At 73.9% G+C, this 16,875-nt stretch carries 16 protein-coding genes; 9 read left to right on the forward strand and 7 right to left on the reverse strand.

Annotated features, from left to right (window positions below):
• Nucleotides 1–13: 13 nt before the first annotated feature.
• Nucleotides 14–910 (reverse strand): phosphotransferase family protein, encoded by an 897-nt coding sequence (locus ACZ4QV_RS14510; RefSeq protein WP_467762944.1) that lies wholly within the window; start codon nt 908–910, stop codon nt 14–16.
• A gap of 170 nt (nt 911–1,080) precedes the next feature.
• On the reverse strand, nt 1,081–1,482 hold the full coding sequence (locus ACZ4QV_RS14515) for a hypothetical protein (RefSeq protein ID WP_030021429.1): 402 nt from the start codon (nt 1,480–1,482) through the stop codon (nt 1,081–1,083).
• A 34-nt stretch (nt 1,483–1,516) separates the two neighbouring features.
• Between ACZ4QV_RS14515 and ACZ4QV_RS14520 the strand changes: the two genes are divergently transcribed.
• Both ACZ4QV_RS14520 and ACZ4QV_RS14525 read left to right on the forward strand, forming a co-directional pair.
• Entirely contained in the window at nt 1,517–2,896 is a 1,380-nt protein-coding gene (locus ACZ4QV_RS14520) for a cytochrome P450 (RefSeq protein ID WP_467762945.1), read from the forward strand.
• A gap of 398 nt (nt 2,897–3,294) precedes the next feature.
• Nucleotides 3,295–4,926 carry an ABC-F family ATP-binding cassette domain-containing protein gene (locus ACZ4QV_RS14525; RefSeq protein ID WP_361587315.1) on the forward strand — a complete coding sequence of 544 codons (1,632 nt, stop codon included), beginning with the start codon at nt 3,295–3,297 and terminating at the stop codon, nt 4,924–4,926.
• 69 nt (nt 4,927–4,995) lie between these two features.
• On the opposite strand, the gene ACZ4QV_RS14530 is transcribed toward ACZ4QV_RS14525, so the two are convergent.
• Nucleotides 4,996–5,706 (reverse strand): HAD family hydrolase, encoded by a 711-nt coding sequence (locus ACZ4QV_RS14530; protein ID WP_361154591.1) that lies wholly within the window; start codon nt 5,704–5,706, stop codon nt 4,996–4,998.
• A 177-nt stretch (nt 5,707–5,883) separates the two neighbouring features.
• Here ACZ4QV_RS14530 and ACZ4QV_RS14535 point away from each other — a divergent pair, with 177 nt between their 5' ends.
• Both ACZ4QV_RS14535 and ACZ4QV_RS14540 read left to right on the forward strand, forming a co-directional pair.
• Nucleotides 5,884–6,393, forward strand: a complete 510-nt coding sequence (locus ACZ4QV_RS14535) for a DUF6314 family protein (RefSeq protein WP_361154208.1) — start codon at nt 5,884–5,886, stop codon at nt 6,391–6,393.
• Between the two features lie 22 nt (nt 6,394–6,415).
• Nucleotides 6,416–7,033, forward strand: coding sequence for a class I SAM-dependent methyltransferase (locus ACZ4QV_RS14540; protein WP_361587313.1), 618 nt, complete (start codon nt 6,416–6,418; stop codon nt 7,031–7,033).
• Here the strand turns inward: ACZ4QV_RS14540 and ACZ4QV_RS14545 are convergent.
• Entirely contained in the window at nt 6,960–8,294 is a 1,335-nt protein-coding gene (locus ACZ4QV_RS14545; RefSeq protein ID WP_361587311.1) for a DegT/DnrJ/EryC1/StrS family aminotransferase, read from the reverse strand. The two genes, ACZ4QV_RS14540 and ACZ4QV_RS14545, sit on opposite strands and share 74 nt — an antisense overlap.
• 251 nt (nt 8,295–8,545) lie before the next feature.
• Here ACZ4QV_RS14545 and ACZ4QV_RS14550 point away from each other — a divergent pair, with 251 nt between their 5' ends.
• From ACZ4QV_RS14550 to ACZ4QV_RS14570, 5 genes are all read left to right on the forward strand, one after another.
• Entirely contained in the window at nt 8,546–9,370 is an 825-nt protein-coding gene (locus tag ACZ4QV_RS14550) for a class I SAM-dependent methyltransferase (protein ID WP_361154589.1), read from the forward strand.
• A 261-nt stretch (nt 9,371–9,631) separates the two neighbouring features.
• A complete protein-coding gene (locus ACZ4QV_RS14555; protein WP_361154200.1) occupies nt 9,632–10,729 on the forward strand; it encodes a class I adenylate-forming enzyme family protein in 1,098 nt (365 codons plus the stop codon).
• 1 nt (nt 10,730) lies between these two features.
• Complete coding sequence (locus tag ACZ4QV_RS14560; protein WP_361619239.1) at nt 10,731–12,242, forward strand: aldehyde dehydrogenase family protein; 1,512 nt, start codon at nt 10,731–10,733, stop codon at nt 12,240–12,242.
• A 221-nt stretch (nt 12,243–12,463) separates the two neighbouring features.
• Entirely contained in the window at nt 12,464–13,537 is a 1,074-nt protein-coding gene (locus tag ACZ4QV_RS14565; protein WP_361587307.1) for a DUF1611 domain-containing protein, read from the forward strand.
• Between the two features lie 34 nt (nt 13,538–13,571).
• On the forward strand, nt 13,572–14,414 hold the full coding sequence (locus ACZ4QV_RS14570; RefSeq protein ID WP_361587305.1) for an SMP-30/gluconolactonase/LRE family protein: 843 nt from the start codon (nt 13,572–13,574) through the stop codon (nt 14,412–14,414).
• 59 nt (nt 14,415–14,473) lie between these two features.
• On the opposite strand, the gene ACZ4QV_RS14575 is transcribed toward ACZ4QV_RS14570, so the two are convergent.
• From ACZ4QV_RS14575 to ACZ4QV_RS14585, 3 genes are read right to left on the reverse strand one after another with little or no spacing between them, the layout of a single operon-like run.
• Nucleotides 14,474–15,721, reverse strand: coding sequence for an MAB_1171c family putative transporter (locus ACZ4QV_RS14575; RefSeq protein ID WP_361587303.1), 1,248 nt, complete (start codon nt 15,719–15,721; stop codon nt 14,474–14,476).
• Nucleotides 15,718–16,236, reverse strand: a complete 519-nt coding sequence (locus ACZ4QV_RS14580) for a toxin (RefSeq protein WP_361154187.1) — start codon at nt 16,234–16,236, stop codon at nt 15,718–15,720. The genes ACZ4QV_RS14575 and ACZ4QV_RS14580 overlap by 4 nt, the downstream gene beginning before the upstream one ends.
• A 53-nt stretch (nt 16,237–16,289) precedes the next feature.
• Nucleotides 16,290–16,730, reverse strand: coding sequence for an XRE family transcriptional regulator (locus ACZ4QV_RS14585; RefSeq protein ID WP_361154184.1), 441 nt, complete (start codon nt 16,728–16,730; stop codon nt 16,290–16,292).
• Nucleotides 16,731–16,875 lie beyond the last annotated feature (145 nt).

Below are 16,875 nucleotides of genomic sequence, written 5' to 3' on the forward strand. Positions count from 1 at the left end.
GGCGGCGGGGTCCTCAGGCTCCGTCCGGCCCGTCGAGCGGCGTCGGCTCCCACGCGCGCCGCAGTTGCGCGCGCAGCAACGGCAGCGGACTGTCGTCGATGCCGCGGAGCCGGTCGGAGAGGAGCGTCAGCGTGTCGCAGCGGGCCAGTTGCAGCGCGCGGGCGCACCCGCCGCGGTCGAATCCCGCGGCCTCCGCGATCCGTACGGCGGCCACCGCGCCGACCGAGATCGCGAGGCCCGCGACGTCCTCGGCGGGGTCGCCGGTCACCGCGTCCGTCCAGTCCAGCACGCCGCTGATCCGGCCGTCCTCGGCGACGAGCAGATGCTCTCCCTTGAGGTCGTTGTGCACCAGCGTGCCGGGTGCCGTGGCGCTCTGCGCCCCTGGCACGCGCAGCCTCGGCAGCAGGCCGGACGCGAACTCGCCGCGCGCGGCGACCGCCTCCGCCGCCGCCGTCGCGCGGCGCAGCAGCCCCGGCATGTTGCGCGGCGCCTCCGGCGGCACACCCAGCGCCTCGGCGGCCGCCACCGGCACCTCGGCGAGCAGGACGAGCAGCCGCGCCAGCTCGGCCTCGCCCGCCGCTGTCACCGGGCGCAGTTCCGCGGAGACCCCGCCCAGCCGGGTGTCCAGGGTGAAGGCGCGCCCGCGCGCCCAATCACCGCTCGCCACACTGACCGGCACCGGCACACCGACCCGGTCCCCGATCAGCTCGCGCACCGCGACCTCCCGGCGCAGCCGTTCCGAGCCGCCCCGGTCCAGCGCGCACCGGGCCACATGGTCCGGCCCCACCCACCAGGACGCGTGATCGCCGCCCTCGCCGACGGGCCGGACATCGGCCGCGGCCGCGCCGGGAACGGCGTCCTGGGCCAGCCGGGCCACCTCTGCCGCCTCCGGCCAACGTTCATCCGTCATGATCGCCATCATGCCGCAGCGGGCCGCCGGGGAGGGGCGGGTGTCCGGCCGACGCCCGTGTTCCGCGGCGGTTGTCCGGCGTTTCGCGGCGGGAGTCCGGCGCTCGGCGGCGGCTTCCCGGCGGATGCCACCCGCGCGCCGTACCCCCTCGGCCGCTGAGTCACCGGCCCTCAGTCCTCCAGCGCCTCCCGCACCCGGCGCGACACGGTGAACGTGTACAGGTCCAGCACCCCCGGCGGTTCCGCGACACCGGGGCCGCCGGCCTTGATCCAGGCGGCGACGTCGTCCAGCGCCCCGTCGTCGTTGACCAGGCCCAGCCACACCGGGCGTCCGCCCGCGGCCCGGCCCGCGCGGGACGGCTGGACCACCACGACGTTGGCCTGGTCGCAGACGTCCAGGCAGTCCGAGGCGCGGACCTCGGCCGCGCCCGCCAGCGCGGCCCGCAGCCGGGGTATCTGCGCCGCGTGGTCCACGCCCGGGACCTTGCGCGGATCGCCGCAGCAGCAACCGCGGCAGACGGTGACGCGGCACGGGGTTTCGGCGGGCGCGCGGCCGGAACGCTTATTGATCATTCGGCCCATGCTACGCGGGGTAGGTATCGCCCCCATGACCTCCACGACGCACCCCGCCCCGCCCATACCGGGCCCCAAGGGAGTCCCGTTCCTGGGCTCGATGTTCGACCTGCGGCGGTCCACCCTCGACACGTTCACGCGCGCCCGGCGCGAACACGGCGACATCGTCCGCTTCGTGGCCGGGCCGCCCGGCCTGCGCAGCGTCTTCCACGCGGTCTTCTCGCCCGAGGGCAGCCAGCAGGTCCTGGCGTCCGGGGCGGCGAACTTCCGCAAGGACCACCCGTTCTACGAAGAGGTCCGGCAGTCCTTCGGCAACGGCCTGCTGACCAGTCAGGACGCCGACTACCTGCGTCAACGCCGTATTGTGCAGCCGCTGTTCACCAAGCGCCGGGTGGACGGGTACGCACAGGCCGTGGCGTCCGAGGCGCAGGCCGTCGCCGACCGCTGGCGTACCCCGGCCGGCGGCACCGTCGACCTGGTGGGCGAGATGAACCGGCTCGCGCTGCGCACCGTCTCCCGCATCCTGTTCGGTACGGACGTGGAGGCCGCGGTCGCCACCGTGCACCGCTGCTTCCCGGTGATCAACAAGTATGTGGTGCGGCGCGGCTTCTCGCCCCGCAACCTGCCCCGCCACTGGCCCACCCCCGCCAACCGGAAGGCCGCCGCCGCGACGGCCGAGCTGAACGCCGTCTGCGACGGCATCGCCGCCGGCCGGCGGGCCGCCGGGACGTCCGGCGACGGCGAGGGCACGGACCTCCTCTCGCTCCTCACCCGCGCGGGCACCGCGGGGGACGGCGGCCTGGACGCCACCGAGATCCGCGAACAGGTGCTGGTCTTCCTGCTGGCCGGGCACGAGACGACCGCGACCTCGCTGGCCTTCACCCTCCACCTGCTCGCCCGGCACCCCGGAGAACAGGCGCTGGTACGGGAGGAGATCGACACCGTGTTGGCGGGGCGCGACCCCGAGGCCGCCGACCTGGACCGGCTGCCGCGGCTGACCATGGCCCTCAAGGAGGCGATGCGGCTGTACCCGGCGGCGCCGGTGGTCAGCCGGCGCGGAGTCGCGGCCACCGAGATCGGCGGGTACCGCATCCCGGACGGCGCCGACGTGATCGTCTCGCCCTGGGTGACCCACCGGCACCCGGACCTGTGGGAGGACCCGGAACGCTTCGACCCGCTGCGGTTCACACCGGAGCGCGAGGCGGCGCGCCACCGCTACGCGTGGTTCCCCTTCGGCGGCGGCCCGCGGGCCTGCATCGGACAGCACTTCTCGATGCTGGAGTCCGTGCTGGCGGCGGCGGTCCTGCTGCGCTCGTACGAGCTGACGGCGGTGGACCGGGACGTGCCGCTCACCGCGGGGATCACCTTGCAGGCGGCCGGTCCGGCGCGGGTGCGGCTGCGCGCGGTGGGGTGACGGGCGGGGGACGGACGGACGTACGGCCGGAGCGGTCGTGGGCCGGGCACGGGCTGCGGTGTGAGCGCGCCGCGCCGCCGAACGCATCGAAAATTGCGTTGCCGTCTCGGCGGCGCCCCTCGTACCGTTCTTCCCGTTCCCACTGCCGTCGACAGGAGAAGGCCGTTGCTCGTCTGAGGTCCTGAGACACCGCGCCCACGGCGCGAGGTGCGACAGCGCGCGCAGAGCGCGCCCGGCACCCGCCGTGCGCCCCTGTCCGCGACCTCGGCGATCCGTGTCACCGGCCCGCCCCCTCCGCCCCGGCGCACCGCTCGGTGCCGCCGCCCGGCTCTCGTGGACCGTCCCGTGGTGTCTCCCGCGCCGTCCCCGTACCTTCGCCGCGCACCGAGGAGACCTGTATGACCACCTCTTCTGCCTCTTCCGGCACTCCGGCCGCCGCCTCCGTCGTCTGCTCCGGCCTCGGCTTCGCCTGGCCCGACGGCACTTCCGTCCTGGAGGACTTCCAGTTGACCGTCGGCCCCGGCCGTACCGGCCTGATCGGCGTGAACGGGTCCGGCAAGTCCACCCTGCTGGAACTCCTCGCCGGCCGGCTCCAGCCGTCCGAAGGCTCCGTGAAAGTGGCCGGCGAGGTCGGCTACCTGCCGCAGAACGCCGCCCTGGACACCGGCCTGCGGGTGGACGCGGCCCTCGGCATCGCCGAGACCCGCGCCGCCCTGCACGCCATCGAGAACGGAGACGCCGACGAGGCCAACTTCACCGCCGTGGGCGACGACTGGGACGTGGAGGAGCGCGCCCGCGCCACCCTCGACCAGCTCGGCCTGCACTCCATCGACCTCGACCGCACCATCGGCGAGGTGTCCGGCGGCGAGTCGGTCCTGCTGCGGCTGGCCGCGCTGCTGCTGCGCCGCCCCGACGTGCTGCTGCTGGACGAGCCGACCAACAATCTCGACCTGGCCGCCCGCCGCAGACTGTACGCCGCGGTGGCGGGCTGGCCCGGCGTCATGATCGTGGTCAGCCACGACCGGGAACTGCTCGGCCTCGTGGACCGGATCGCCGATCTGCGCGGCGGCGAAGTCCACTGGTACGGCGGCAACTACAGCGCCTACGAACAGGCCCTCGCCGTCGAACAGGAGGCGGCCGGGCGCATGCTGCGGGTCGCCGAGGCCGATGTGGCCCGCCAGAAACGCGAACTGGCCGACGCGCACGTCAAACTGGCCCGCCGGGCCCGGTACGCCCACAAGATGTACGTCCAGAAGCGCGAGCCGAAGATCATCATGAACCAGCGCAAGGCCGCGGCCCAGGTCTCGGCCGGCAAGCACCGCATCCTGCACACCGAGAAACTCAAGGAGGCCAGGGAGAAGCTGGACGAGGCCGCCGACGCGGTACGGGACGACGACATGATCCGGGTCGACCTGCCGCACACCGAAGTGCCGCCGGGGCGCGCCGTGCTGACCCTGCGGGGCCTGCGTGTCCGCTACGGCGCGTCCGCCGACATCGAGCTGCGCGGCCCGGAACGGGTGGCGCTCACCGGCCGCAACGGCTCCGGCAAGACCACGCTGCTGCGGACCCTGGCGGGCGAGATCCCGCCGGAGGAGGGCGAGGCGGAGATCCACGTGCCGCACCGCTTCCTGCCGCAGCGGCTGGACATCCTCGACGACGGGCTGACCGTCGCCGAGAACGTCGCCCGGTTCGCCCCGGACGCCACCGCCAACCAGGTACGGGCCCGCCTGGCGCGCTTCCTGTTCAAGGGCGCCCGCGCCGACCAGCAGGCCGGCACCCTCTCCGGCGGCGAACGCTTCCGTGCGGCCCTCGCGGCCCTGATGCTGGCCGAGCCCGCGCCCCAGTTGCTGATGCTCGACGAGCCGACGAACAACCTGGACATCGCCTCGGTGCGCCGGCTCGTCACGGCGCTGGAGTCGTACCGGGGCGCCCTGATCGTGGTCAGCCACGACATGGCGTTCCTCCGCGAGATCGGAATCACCCGCTGGCTCGCCCTGGACGGCGAGCTGAAGGACACCGGCCCGATGTGACCGCCACGGGCGGCGTGCGGCATCGTCGCCGCGCGCCGTCCGGGACGGTACGGTCCCCGGCCTTGCCGCTCAGAAGTGCCGCAGCAGCTCGGTGAACGTCTTCAGGTGGAGCACCTGTTCGTCGGCCGGGTCGAGGACGCCGTGCTCCAGCACCCAGGTGTGGTCGTTCGGGATGAACACCGCGTTCAGGCCGGCCTGCCGGGCCGGCAGGATGTCCGACTTGGGGGAGTTGCCGATCATCCAGGTGTCCGTCGGCGACAGCGCGCACGTCCGGACCAGTTCCTCGTACGTGCCGGTGTTCTTCTCCGGCACGATGTGCACCCCGCGGAAGTGGTGGGCCAGCCGGGACGCCGTCACCTTCGCACGCTGCTCCGCCGCGTCCCCCTTCGTCAGCATCAGCAGTTCGTGCCGCCCGGCCAGCTCCGCCAGGGTCTCGGCCACGCCGGGGATCAGCTCCACCTCGTCCGCCTCGAAGGCCCGCGCCCAGCCCGCGATCCGCGCCAGCTCCGCCTCGCCGGCCTCCCGCAGCCGTACCCGCCGCACACACTCGCCGAGGCTGCGCAGGAACACCTTGCTGCCGTAGCCGTGCACCACGGCGTTGGCGGCCTCGATCTCGTCCAGCAGGGCCCGTACGCCGTCCCGGCCCAGCTCCGGGTGGTCCAGCCAGGTCAGGAACTCCTCGATGACCCGCTCGAAGATCACGTTGTTCTCCCACAACGTGTCGTCGGCGTCAAAGATCAGCACCTGCCGCGCGCGGCGCGTCCCGGGCCCGCCGTCCACTGTGCTCACACCGTCTCCTCGTTCGTGCACGTCGCCGTCGTCCGGGCCGGAAGGCACCCCGGCCCCGCGGCACCCTACTGACCGGGCACGCGCGCACGCACCGCCATTCCGCGCGGCTCCGCGCGGCCCGGAGCGGCCGGAAGCTGGGGGCGGGGCGCCGCCGGGGACAATGGCCGCATGCCCACAGAGCCCGACGCCGCGACCGTACCCGGCGGCCCGTACCCGGTCCCCGACGCCGCCGCGTACCTCGCCGGCCGGTGGACGGTCGACCGTACGGTGCTGGACGTCCGTACCGGTACGCAGGGGACCTACCGCGGCACGGCGCACTTCCGGCCGGAAGGCCCGGAAGGCACCGCGGACGGGACCGCGCCCGGTGCGCTGCTGCACGTGGAGGAGGGCGAGCTGACCTGGAACGGCACCACCGCCCCCGCCACCCGCACCCTGCGCCTGTGCCCGCGCCCGGACGGCACCGCCGACGTCACGTTCGCCGACGGACGGCCCTTCCACGACCTCGACCTGCGCACCGGCCACTGGACCACCCGCCACCCCTGCGCCGCCGACCTCTACGACGGCGAGTTCACCGTCGTCTCGCCGGGGGAGTGGCACCTGCGCTGGCGGGTGGGTGGCCCGGCCAAGACCCAGCTGCTGTGCTCGGTGTACCGGAAAAGCGTTCGTCCGCGGCCCTGACCGTGCCCTACCGTCCGTCCCCGTGACCGAAGCCCCCAAAGACATGGTCCGGCGCGGTTACGACGCCGTCTCGTACGCCTACCGTGCCGACGACGCCGGACCCGACACGTACGTCCCCTGGATCGCCGCCCTGCTCGACCGGCTGCCCGGCCGGGCCGACGTGCTCGACCTCGGGTGCGGGTGCGGAGTCCCCGTCGCGCGGTCCCTGAGCGCCGCCGGCCATGCGGTGACCGGAGTGGACCTGAGCGAGGTGCAGGTCCGGCGGGCCCGTGGCCTCGTGCCGCACGCCACCTTCCACCGTGCCGACGCGGCCGGCCTGGACCTCCCCGACGCTTCCTTCGACGCCGTCGTCTGCCTCTACCTGCTCATCCACCTGCCGCTCGACGAGCAGCCGGCCCTGCTCTCCCGCATCGCCGGCTGGCTGCGGCCCGGCGGCACCCTGCTCGCCGTCGCCGGTCACGGGGCCTGGACGGGCACCGAAAAGAACTGGCTCGGCGCCGGAGCCACCATGTGGTGGAGCCATCCCGGCGCGGACACCTACCGGGCGTGGATCACCGCGGCCGGGCTCACCGTGGACGGCGAGGCGTTCGTACCGGAAGGCACCGGAGGCCATGCGCTGTTCTGGGCCCGGCGCCCGTAAGGGACCGGCTTCGGTCCTGCTGGGCATGCCCCCACGCCTCCGGTTCGAGCACGGCCGCCATCCGGTCCAGCGCGCGCTCCGGCATACCGGTACGCAGCGGCAGGCACACGGCTTGGCGTACGAGGTGCGCCGCCGTTCGCGCGCCCTGCTGGCGGTCGGGCGGTGCCGGCACCGCGGCCAGAGAGGTCGGCCGTGCCGCGTCGAAGCCCGCGGACCGCAGACGGGCCGTCGTCGCAGTGGGGTCCGGGGTGGGCACGGCACACAGCCAGTACGTGTGTACGGGCGCGCCCGCGCCGTACACCAGCGACGGATCGCGCAGCCGCGCCACCAGCCGCCGTGCCGTCGCCGCCCGCTGGTTCACCGCCCGCGTGGTGTCCGTGGTGCGCAGCCGCCGGTCCATCAGGGCGAGCAGCGCGGCGCTCGGGCGGTGCCGGATCGCGGGCATGAGGTCCGTACCGGCGAAGGCGCCCACTGTGTCCTGGAGGCCGCTCGTGTGGTCGCGGCCCAGCGCTCCGGCTGCCGCCAGGACCCCGGTGTAGACCGGCCGCGTGGTGAGCAGCGCCAGCAGGGCGTACTTGGCGACCCGGCGGGCCTGCGCGTCCTGTCGCTGTACCGGCCACTCCTGGTGCAGCGCGCGCATGGCCGTCAGCAGACCGGGGTCGCGGACCACCGCCACCGCGCCGCCCAGCGCGGTGGCGGTCTTGATCGGGCCGAAGCTGAACAGGGACACGTCCGCGCCCGGATCGCCCCGGAAGTCCGGGCCGCTGTACGCCTGGGCGCAGTCCTCGACCAGCAGCCAGCCGCGCCGCGCGGCCAGTTCCGTCAGGGACCCCAGCGGCGCCTGGGTGCCGAGGAGATGAGCGACGACGACGGCCTTCGTGCGCGGGGTGGCGGCCGCCTCCCACTGCCCGGCGGTGGGCAGCAGGGTGCTCGCGTCCAGGTCCACCGGGACCGGCACCAGCCCGTGTTCCGTCACGATCCGCCACATGTCGGGAATCGTGACGGCGGACATCAGCACCTCACTGCCACGGGGCAGCGCGGCGGCACGCAGCGCCAGGTCCAGCGCACTGCGTACCGACAGCGTCGCCAGGCACCGGTTCCCGCTCCCGCCCGCGTCCTGCGCGCTCCCGCCCGTACCACCGTCCCCGAACCGCCGTTCCACGGTGGCCGCCCACCGCTCGGCGTCTCCGCCCCGCCCGCAGGCCGCCATCCCGTACGCGAGATCCGGCCAGCCGATGTCGAAGTCCTTCGGTGGGTACATCCCGCACCACCTCCTCCTCACCGGGGCAGACGCAGGACACTGCCGCGCACCTGACCGGCCGGGGCACCGCGGGACCGCTGCCGGGGCACTGCCGGGCCCGCTGCCGGGCATCCGGCCGTGGGCCGCCGGGTAGGGACGCCGTCGTGACTACTCAGGACAGCACGCCTCATCGGAAGAACGCGCCAAGCCAGGACAGCACGCCGCGCCAGGCCGGCACGTCTGACCAGGACAGCACCCCAGCGACCGACGCCATGCTGCGGGCCAACCGGGAGAACTGGGACGCCCGCACCCCGGTGCACGTGGCCAGCGACTTCTACGGACTGGACGGTACGCGGACCGCCGACGACTGGTTCGCGCCCTTCGAATGGGACGACCTCGGCCCGCTGGCCGGCCGGGACGTCCTGCACCTCCAGTGCCATCTCGGCACCGAGACGCAGGCGTTCGCCGAGCGGGGCGCGGCGCACACCGTCGGCCTGGACTTCTCCGGCGCCGCTCTGGACCAGGCGCGCCGTCTGGCGGCCCGCGGCGGGCGGGACATCGAGTTCGTCCAGGCCGATGTGCACCAGGCCGCCGAAGCGCTGGGCGGCCGCCGCTTCGACGTGGTCTACACGGGCAAGGGCGCGCTCTGTTACCTGCCCGACCTGACCCGCTGGGCCCGGGTGATCGCCGGGCTGCTGCGGCCGGGCGGCATGCTGTACGTGGTCGAGTTCCACCCGCTGCTCAACTCCCTGGGCGCCGCTCCCGACCCCGGCCAGGACCCGGACGACGCGCGGCTGCTGCTGGCCCACGACTACCTGGAAGGCCGGGGCGCGCTCCGCAGCGACACGCCGCACACGTACACCGACGGGCCGCCGGTGGAGGGCGCGACGACCAGTTACGAGTGGCGGCACGGCCTCGGGGAGACCGTCAACGCGCTCGTCGGCGCGGGGCTGACCGTCGACCGGCTGCGCGAGACGGACCTGCTGCCCTGGAAGCGCTTCGCGACGATGGAGCAGGCGGACCACGGCTGGTGGCGGCTGCCCCCGGCGGAACCGCGCATTCCGCTGCTGTTCGCGCTGCGGGCCGTCCGGCCCTGAGCCGTCCGGCGGGCCTTCCGGAACTCGCGGACCGGGACCGGACACACCCCGGCACCGCCCCGACCACCAGCGGGGACACGGTTCAGGCCAGCCCCCGTCCGCTTCAAGCCGGAATGCCCGCGGTCGCATTGCACGGCCAAACATCCCATGATCCGGTGGATCCACCGGACGGTCCCGGCGCGGGACGGCCCCCCACCCCGGGGTCGCCCCGTCCCCGCAGGGCCCGGCCGACAGCCCCACCCCAGCAGAGAGGTGAACCAGATGCGCGACGTGGATGCCGTACTCGGCACGCCCTGGCACGAACTGCCCTCCGCCGACGCCGTCGTGGCCGCGGCCATGGAATGGCACTTCGACCCGGCCACCGGCTCCCGGTTCTGGGTGGAGCGCGCCGCGTCGCTGCCCTTCGACCCGCGCAAGGACATCACCACCCTCGCCGACCTGAACCGCTTCCCCGACGTCAGCGCCGAGTGGCGGGACGTACCGGTCGAGGACCTGCTGCCCGTCGGCCTGCGCGGCCTGGGCAGGCTGCCCTCCGTCTGGGAGAGCGGCGGCACCACCGGCGCCCCGAAGCGGATCGTCGACCTCGGCCAGTGGGAACGCAACACCCGCTGGTGGTCCGAGGTCCTCGACCAGCACGGCTTCCCGTCCGGCGACGGCAACCTGCTCTTCCTCGGCCCCAGCGGCCCGCACGTCGTCGCCGACGCGCTGCGCGGCCTCGCCCGGCTGCGCGGCGCGGTGTTCTTCCCGGTCGACCTCGACCCGCGCTGGGTGCGGCGCTGCCTCCAGGACGGCCAGAGCGACATCGCCCGGCACTACGTCGACCACCTCCTCGACCAGGCCGAATGGGTGCTCACCTCCCAGAACATCTCCCTGCTGTACGCGACCCCGCCCCTCCTGGAGGCGATCGCCGAACGCCCGCGGCTCGCCGGGCTGGTCCGCGACAAGGTGCGCGGCATCCTGTGGGGCAGCACCTCCATCGACCCCGAGACGCTGCGGCTGCTGTCCACCGAGGTCTTCCCCGGCGTGGCCGTCAGCGGCCTGTACGGGAACACGATGATGGGCGCGGCACCCCAGCGGCCGGCCGTGCCCGGCGACACCGAACCCTGTGTCTTCCAGAGCTTCCACCCGTACGTGCACCTGTCCCTGCTCGACCCGGACGACCTCTCCCGCGAGGTGGCGTACGGCGAGCGCGGCCGGGTGTGCATGCGGCAACTGAGCCCGGAGGTGCTGCTGCCGCACGTGCTCGAACGGGACACCGCGATCCGCGTCGCGCCGGTGCCGGGCTTCGGGGGCGACGGGGTGGCCGACGTCCAGCCGTTCACCGACGGCGGCAAGAAGATCATCGAGGGGGTGTACTGACATGGCGGGCCGTCCGGAAACGGCCGCCGGGACCGGCCGAGTCGCCGCGGACACCGGCACCGGCCACGCCGCTTCCCGTACGGGCACCGGCAGCTCCCCCGACGACATCACCGTCGAACGCCCCTCGGGCCCGTACCGCTCCGCCGCCCGCACCACCTTCACCGACGCCACCGGCAACCCGGCGGGCGAACTGTCGCTCGCGCCGCCGCTGCTGATCCGCCAGGTCATCAACGAGATGCGCGCGGCCCCGGAGCAGACCGCCGCCGAACGCCTCGCGGCCCTCGCCAGGGCGGGCGAGCTGTTCGCCACCGCCACCCTGGACGGGGAGACACCCGACGCGTACTGCCGCCGCCAGGCCCTCGTCTCCGGACTGCCCGTGTCCGTCGCCCGCCGCACCCTCGACAAGGTGGCGCGGACCGGCCGCGCCGCGGCGGACACCCTGGCCGCGCAGCGCCCCACGGGGGCCCTGCCCCTCGACGACCTGTCCGCCGGTGACACGACGGCGGTCTGGGTACGCAAGGGCGACGTCCTCGGCGTGCTGGCGCCCGGCAATCACCCCGCCACCCATCTGGAGTGGCTGGGCGCCCTCGCCCTCGGCTACCGCGTCGTCGTCCGCCCCTCCCAGCGCGACCCGTTCACCCCGCGGCGGCTGGTCCGCGCGCTGCGCGAGGCCGGGCTGGCACCGGCGTACACGGCGCTGCTGCCGACCACCCACGAGCACGCGGAGGCCCTCGTCGAGCAGGCCGACCTCGGTCTGGTCTACGGCGGTGACGGCGTCGTCGCCCGGTATGCCGACAGCCGGCGGGTGCTCGCGCAGGGCCCCGGCCGCTCCAAGGTCCTGATCACCCGGGACGTGTCCTGGCGGGACCACCTGGACACCGTCGCCGATTCGGTGGCCGCCGACGCCGGGGTGCAGTGCCTCAACGCCAGTGCCGTCCTGTGCGAGGACGACCCGCACAGCCTCGCGCGGGCGCTGGCCGAGCGGCTCGGGCGCCTTCCGCTGCTGCCCCCGGACCACCCGGACGCGGCACTGCCCGTACGGCCGCTGGACGAGGCCCGGCGCCTCGCGCGGCAGTTGCACGACACCGTCGGCACGGTCGGTACACAGCCGGCGGCCGCCCCGGACACCGACCCGGCCGAACGGTTCTTCGCCGACCTGGGCGACGGCAGCGCCGTCCTCCGGCCGCTCGTCGTCGCCCTCGACAGCCCACAGGACCCGCACTTCGGCGCCGAACTGCCCTTTCCGTACGCGGCCGTGGCGCCCTGGCAGCCGGACCTGCGCCCGTCCGCGTTCGGCCGGACCCTGTCCCTCACGGTGCTGAGCGAGGACGCCTCCCTGGTACGTGAGTGCGTCGCGAGCCCGCGGATCCGCAACGTCCACCAGGGTGACGTCCCCACCCACTGGACCCGTCCAGGGCTGCCGCACGACGGTTCACTCGCCGAGTTCCTGATGGAGTCGAAGACCTTCGCCGGAGGGCCCGGGGCGGCGGCCGTCCGGGGACCGTCCGTATGACGGGCGGTCACCGTCGCCCGGCGGCACGGCCCGGCTTCCGTCGCCCGGCGGTACGGCTCCGCCCTCGCCGTACCGCCGTCGGGGGAGCCCGGGCAGCGGAACGCCCGGGGCCCCGCACCGGACGCCGTGCCCCGGACACCGGACGCCGGGTGGTGTCCGGGACCTCGCGGGGTCCGGCACCGTCGTTCCCCGGAAATCGTCCGGTGAGTAGGGTTCCGGGCATGGTCCTCTCCGGATTTCCGCGGCTTCCGCTCCGCGCCGTGCTCTTCGCCGACGGTGTGTTCGCCCGTCTCGAAGGCAAGACGGCCCAAGGGGTGCTGCGGCACAGCACCGTCCTCGAATCCGTGGCGGTCGTCGACCGTCTCCACCCGTCCGGCAGCACGGCGTCCGTGGTGCCCGGCACCGACGTCCCGGTCGTCGCCTCGCTGGAGGAGGCACTGCCGTACGGGCCGGAGGCGCTGGTCGTGGCGATGACCGAGTCCGATCACGTGGAGGTCGTGGACGGCGCGGTGCGGCACGCGCCGCGTCCGCCGGGCGACCTCCCGGTGTTCTGGTGGGAGCAGATCGCGACCGCCGTACGCAACGGGCTGCACGTCATCTCCTGCCTCCACCTCCAACTGCGCCACTCGGAGTTCGCCGGCAAGACCGCGCACGGCCAGCAACTGGTCGACGTCCGGCGCCCGCACGACGAACTGCCGAAGTACTCGGGCCGGCTGCGGCGCTCCCGCGCCCGGCTCGTCCACGTGGCGGGCAGCGACTGCGTGGTGGGAAAGCGCACCGTCGCCCTGCAACTGCACCGGGAAGCCCGGGCCCGCGGCATCGACGCCGGATACATCGGCACCGGCCAGACCTGTCTGCTGGCCGGCTGCACGGAAGGCGCGATCATCGACCGCACCCCCGTCTTCCAGGCGGCCGGGCTGGTCGAACACCTGATGCTGCGGGCCGACCCCCGGCACGACCTGCTGATCATCAAGGGCCAGGCGTCCGTGCTGCACCCCGCCTTCGGCGGCCTGGCCACCGCGATCCTCCAGGGCTCGCAGCCCGACGCCGTCGTCTTCGTGCACGACCCGCACCGCACCCGTCGTTACCACTGGGAGCACCTCCCGGTGGGGGACCCGCGCAGCGAGATCCGTACGGTGGAGGAACTGGGCGGCGCCCCCGTCGTCGCCGTCGCCACCCGCGGCCGGGACAGCGTGGCGAGACTGCGCCCACTGGGGCTGCCGGTCGTCGACGTGCTCGACGGCGACGGCACCGGCGCACTGCTGGACGTGCTCGGCCCCGTACTGACCCCGTGACCCCGACATCCCCGTGACGAGGAGACTGTGCACCGTGAGTGTTGAAGTGGCCCTGGCCGTACGGGCGCACTTTGCCGAATGCCCCGCCTGGGACGCCGCCGACGGCACCCTGCTGTGGGTCGACATGAACGAAGGCGGAGTGCACCGCTACCGCCCCTCCGACGGCGGCGACACGGTCACCGTCGTGGACCAGCCGGTGGCGGCGGCGCTGCCCCGGGCGGGCGGCGGCCTGGTGCTGAGCCTGCGCGACGGCGTCGCGGTGACCGGACCGGACGGATCGCGCCGGTGGCTCACCGCATGGGCGCAGGAGGGCGTGCGCGGCAACGACGCGGGCATCGACGGCCGGGGCCGCCTGTGGGTGGGCACCATCGCCGGCGAGACCTCCCCGGGCTGGCTGGCGCGCATCGACGCCGACGGCACCACGCACACCGCCGCCACCGGCATACAGCTGAGCAACGGCATCACCTGGAGCCCCGACGCGACCCGGATGTACTACGTGGACACCCGCACCCGCCGGATCGACGTCTTCGACTACGACCTCGACACCGGCAAGGCGGCCAACCGCCGCGTCCTCACCGGCATCACGGACACCGACGGCCTCCCGGACGGCATGTGCACCGACACCGCGGGCGGCATCTGGGTGGCCCTCTTCCGCGGCGGCGCGGTCCGCCGCTACACCCCGGACGGGCGGCTGGACCGCGAGATCACCCTGCCCGCCTCGCTGACCACGTCCTGCGGCTTCGGCGGCCCGGACCTGACCGACCTCTACGTCACCTCGGCCCGCCGCGATCTCGGGGACGTCGAGCCGGAGGCCGGGAACCTGTTCGTCGTACCCGGCGTGGCCCAGGGGCTGGAGGGTGTGGCGTTCGCCGGGTGATCCGGTCCGTACGGGCCGCACAGGGTCCGTACGGGTCCCTACAGGGCCTGTACGGGCACCTACAGGGTCCGTACGGGCTCACCGTCCGGCCGCGTCACCGCGGGCCGGAGGCGGGCGAACGCGCGGGACACCTGGACCAGCCACGCGACATCGGCGGAGAAGTCCGGCCCGCCGGCCGCCGCGGACGCGGGCACCTCGCCCGTACCCGCGGAGTCCGGCGCGGTACCGTCCGCACCGCCCGCCGCCGGGCCGTCCGGCACCTGCCCCGGCGCCCGGGGCCCGGCCGCCAGCGCCGCCGCGATGTGCGCCGCCTCCGCCTCGGCGTGCCGCTGCCCGGCGGCCCCCTGCCCCGGCGAGAGCACCGCGCCCGGATCACCGTGGTGCCCGCGCAGCGCCAGACAGCCGTCCCGGATCTCGATCACCCGGCGGTGCAGATGGAACCGCAGGTCGTACAGGGCCGACAGGTCGCTGCCGGTGCTGGACGGCAGGGAGATCTCCGGATGGGCCCGGTGCAGGGCCAGCCACAGCGGGCGCAGCAGCCGGTAACTGCGGTAGTCCGCCAGCCAGCCGCGGACGGCGGAGACCCGCGGCCCCCACAACGGGGCGGTCCAGCCGACGATGTTGAGGACCATGCCGATCGTCAGCGTCGTACGGGACACGTCGGACCACTGCAGTGGATTCCAGCCGTACTGCGTCAGGAAGACGTCGGCGTACCGGCCGGCCGGATAGACCAGCTCGACGGCCGCGCCGGCCGCCGCGATGCGCAGTCCGCGGCGCACCCACGCGTGGTCGGTGAGCTTGGCGAAGTGCCAGCAGGCGCGGGCCACCAGGATCTTGCCGACCACGAACGCGGTGAGGTACGCGGCCTGGTAGGCGACGAAGAACGGCTGGTCGCCCAGGTTCTTGAAGACGTTGCGCGGCGGGCCCTGGAGGGTCGCCAGGAAGAACAGCACCACCATCGTCACCGGCACCACCGCGAGCAGCAGCAGCCGCCGCCTGGCCCGCACCCGGGCCTCGTCCCTCGGGTACATCCAGTGGATCAGCAGGATCTGCTGGCTGGCGAGCACCGCGATGATCCACAGTTGGACCGAGACGTTGTACCAGGTGATGGTGCCGAACAGGGTGCCCGTCCAGCGGGCGGGGGTGGACATCGCCAGATACATGCCCTGGCACCCGAAGGAGACGCACAGCGCCGTCAGCCCCGCGTTGCGGCGGTGCCCGCGGAGCAGCGGTACCAGGGTGTAGGCGAACGCGATCCAGCAGGCGAGCGCGGCGATCGGATAGCGGATGTGGGTGATGCCGGTCATGAACCGTCCTCACGGCGCCAGTTCAGCGAGCCGTGGATCCGGCCCAGCGCGCTGTCCGGGTCCGGCGCCGCGGCGCCCCCGCGTGGACCGGCGCGCAACGCCTCCCCGAGGAGAAAAGCCATGACCTCCGCTTCCTGTTCCTGGGCGTCCGAGTAGTTCTCGCGGTACAGCAGGTCCTGCACGAGGGAGGGGTCGAGGTCGGGGAAGAGCAGACTGCCGGGGTCGGTCCCGGGGACGCCGACTCCGTGGTGACCGCAGATCATGTGGGCCAGTTCGTGGGCGACGATGTGTTCTTGGTGGTGGCGGCTGGTGTGCGCCTCGTAGACGACGTAGTCCGTACCGGGGAAGGACAGCCACAGGCCGCACGGCCCCGAGGTCTCCATCGGCATGGCCACCAGTTCGAGTTCCCGGCCCCGTACCCGGGCCAGGTGGTCGCAGAGCTGCGGGAGGTCGTAGCAGGCGGGGAGCCCGAACGACGCCAGCTTGTCCCGGCACTGCCGGCGCATGGCCTTCATCCCGGAAGACCCTCTGCCGGGGCGGTCACGCCGGCGGAAAGGCACCCGGAGCACTACTCCTCGCCGTCGGCCGGACGGTTCGGCTGCCGGCCCCGCGCCGCGCCGGTGGTGGCGTGCATCATGCTGACCTCGCGGATGATGCGGGCCAGCGACTTGCGGCCGGAGTCGTCCATGCTCATGGCGCGCAGCGCGATGTCGCGGACCTCCGCGTTGCCCATCGCCGAGGCGAGGGCGAGCTGGGAGTCGACGCGGTCGGCGGTGTCGTCGTCGAAGAAGTAGGCCGCCGGAACCCGGAAGAACGCGGCGAGCGCCTCCAGATGGCGCTTGGTGGGGTTGGTGCGCTGGCCGGTGCGCAGTTGCCAGACGTAGGTCTTGGAGAACGTGCCGCCACTCAGCTCGCTGCACCCGCGCGCGACTTCCTCGTAGGTGTACTCACGGCCGTTCGCGCGAATCGTGGTGAACAGCTTGTCGACCTTCCCGGCCAGTGACGACATCAGGTCTCCTTTGTGGTGTGCCGGGGTGAGCTGCCTGGGAGTGCCAACTCATCCTAGTTGACAGGACTCTTGCGTGCACTTACCGTCGGATCGCGTTAGCGGAGATGAACAGAGCAGTTCCGATGTCCACTCACGCGGACGACGG

This window comes from Streptomyces sp. NPDC026394, assembly GCF_055567735.1.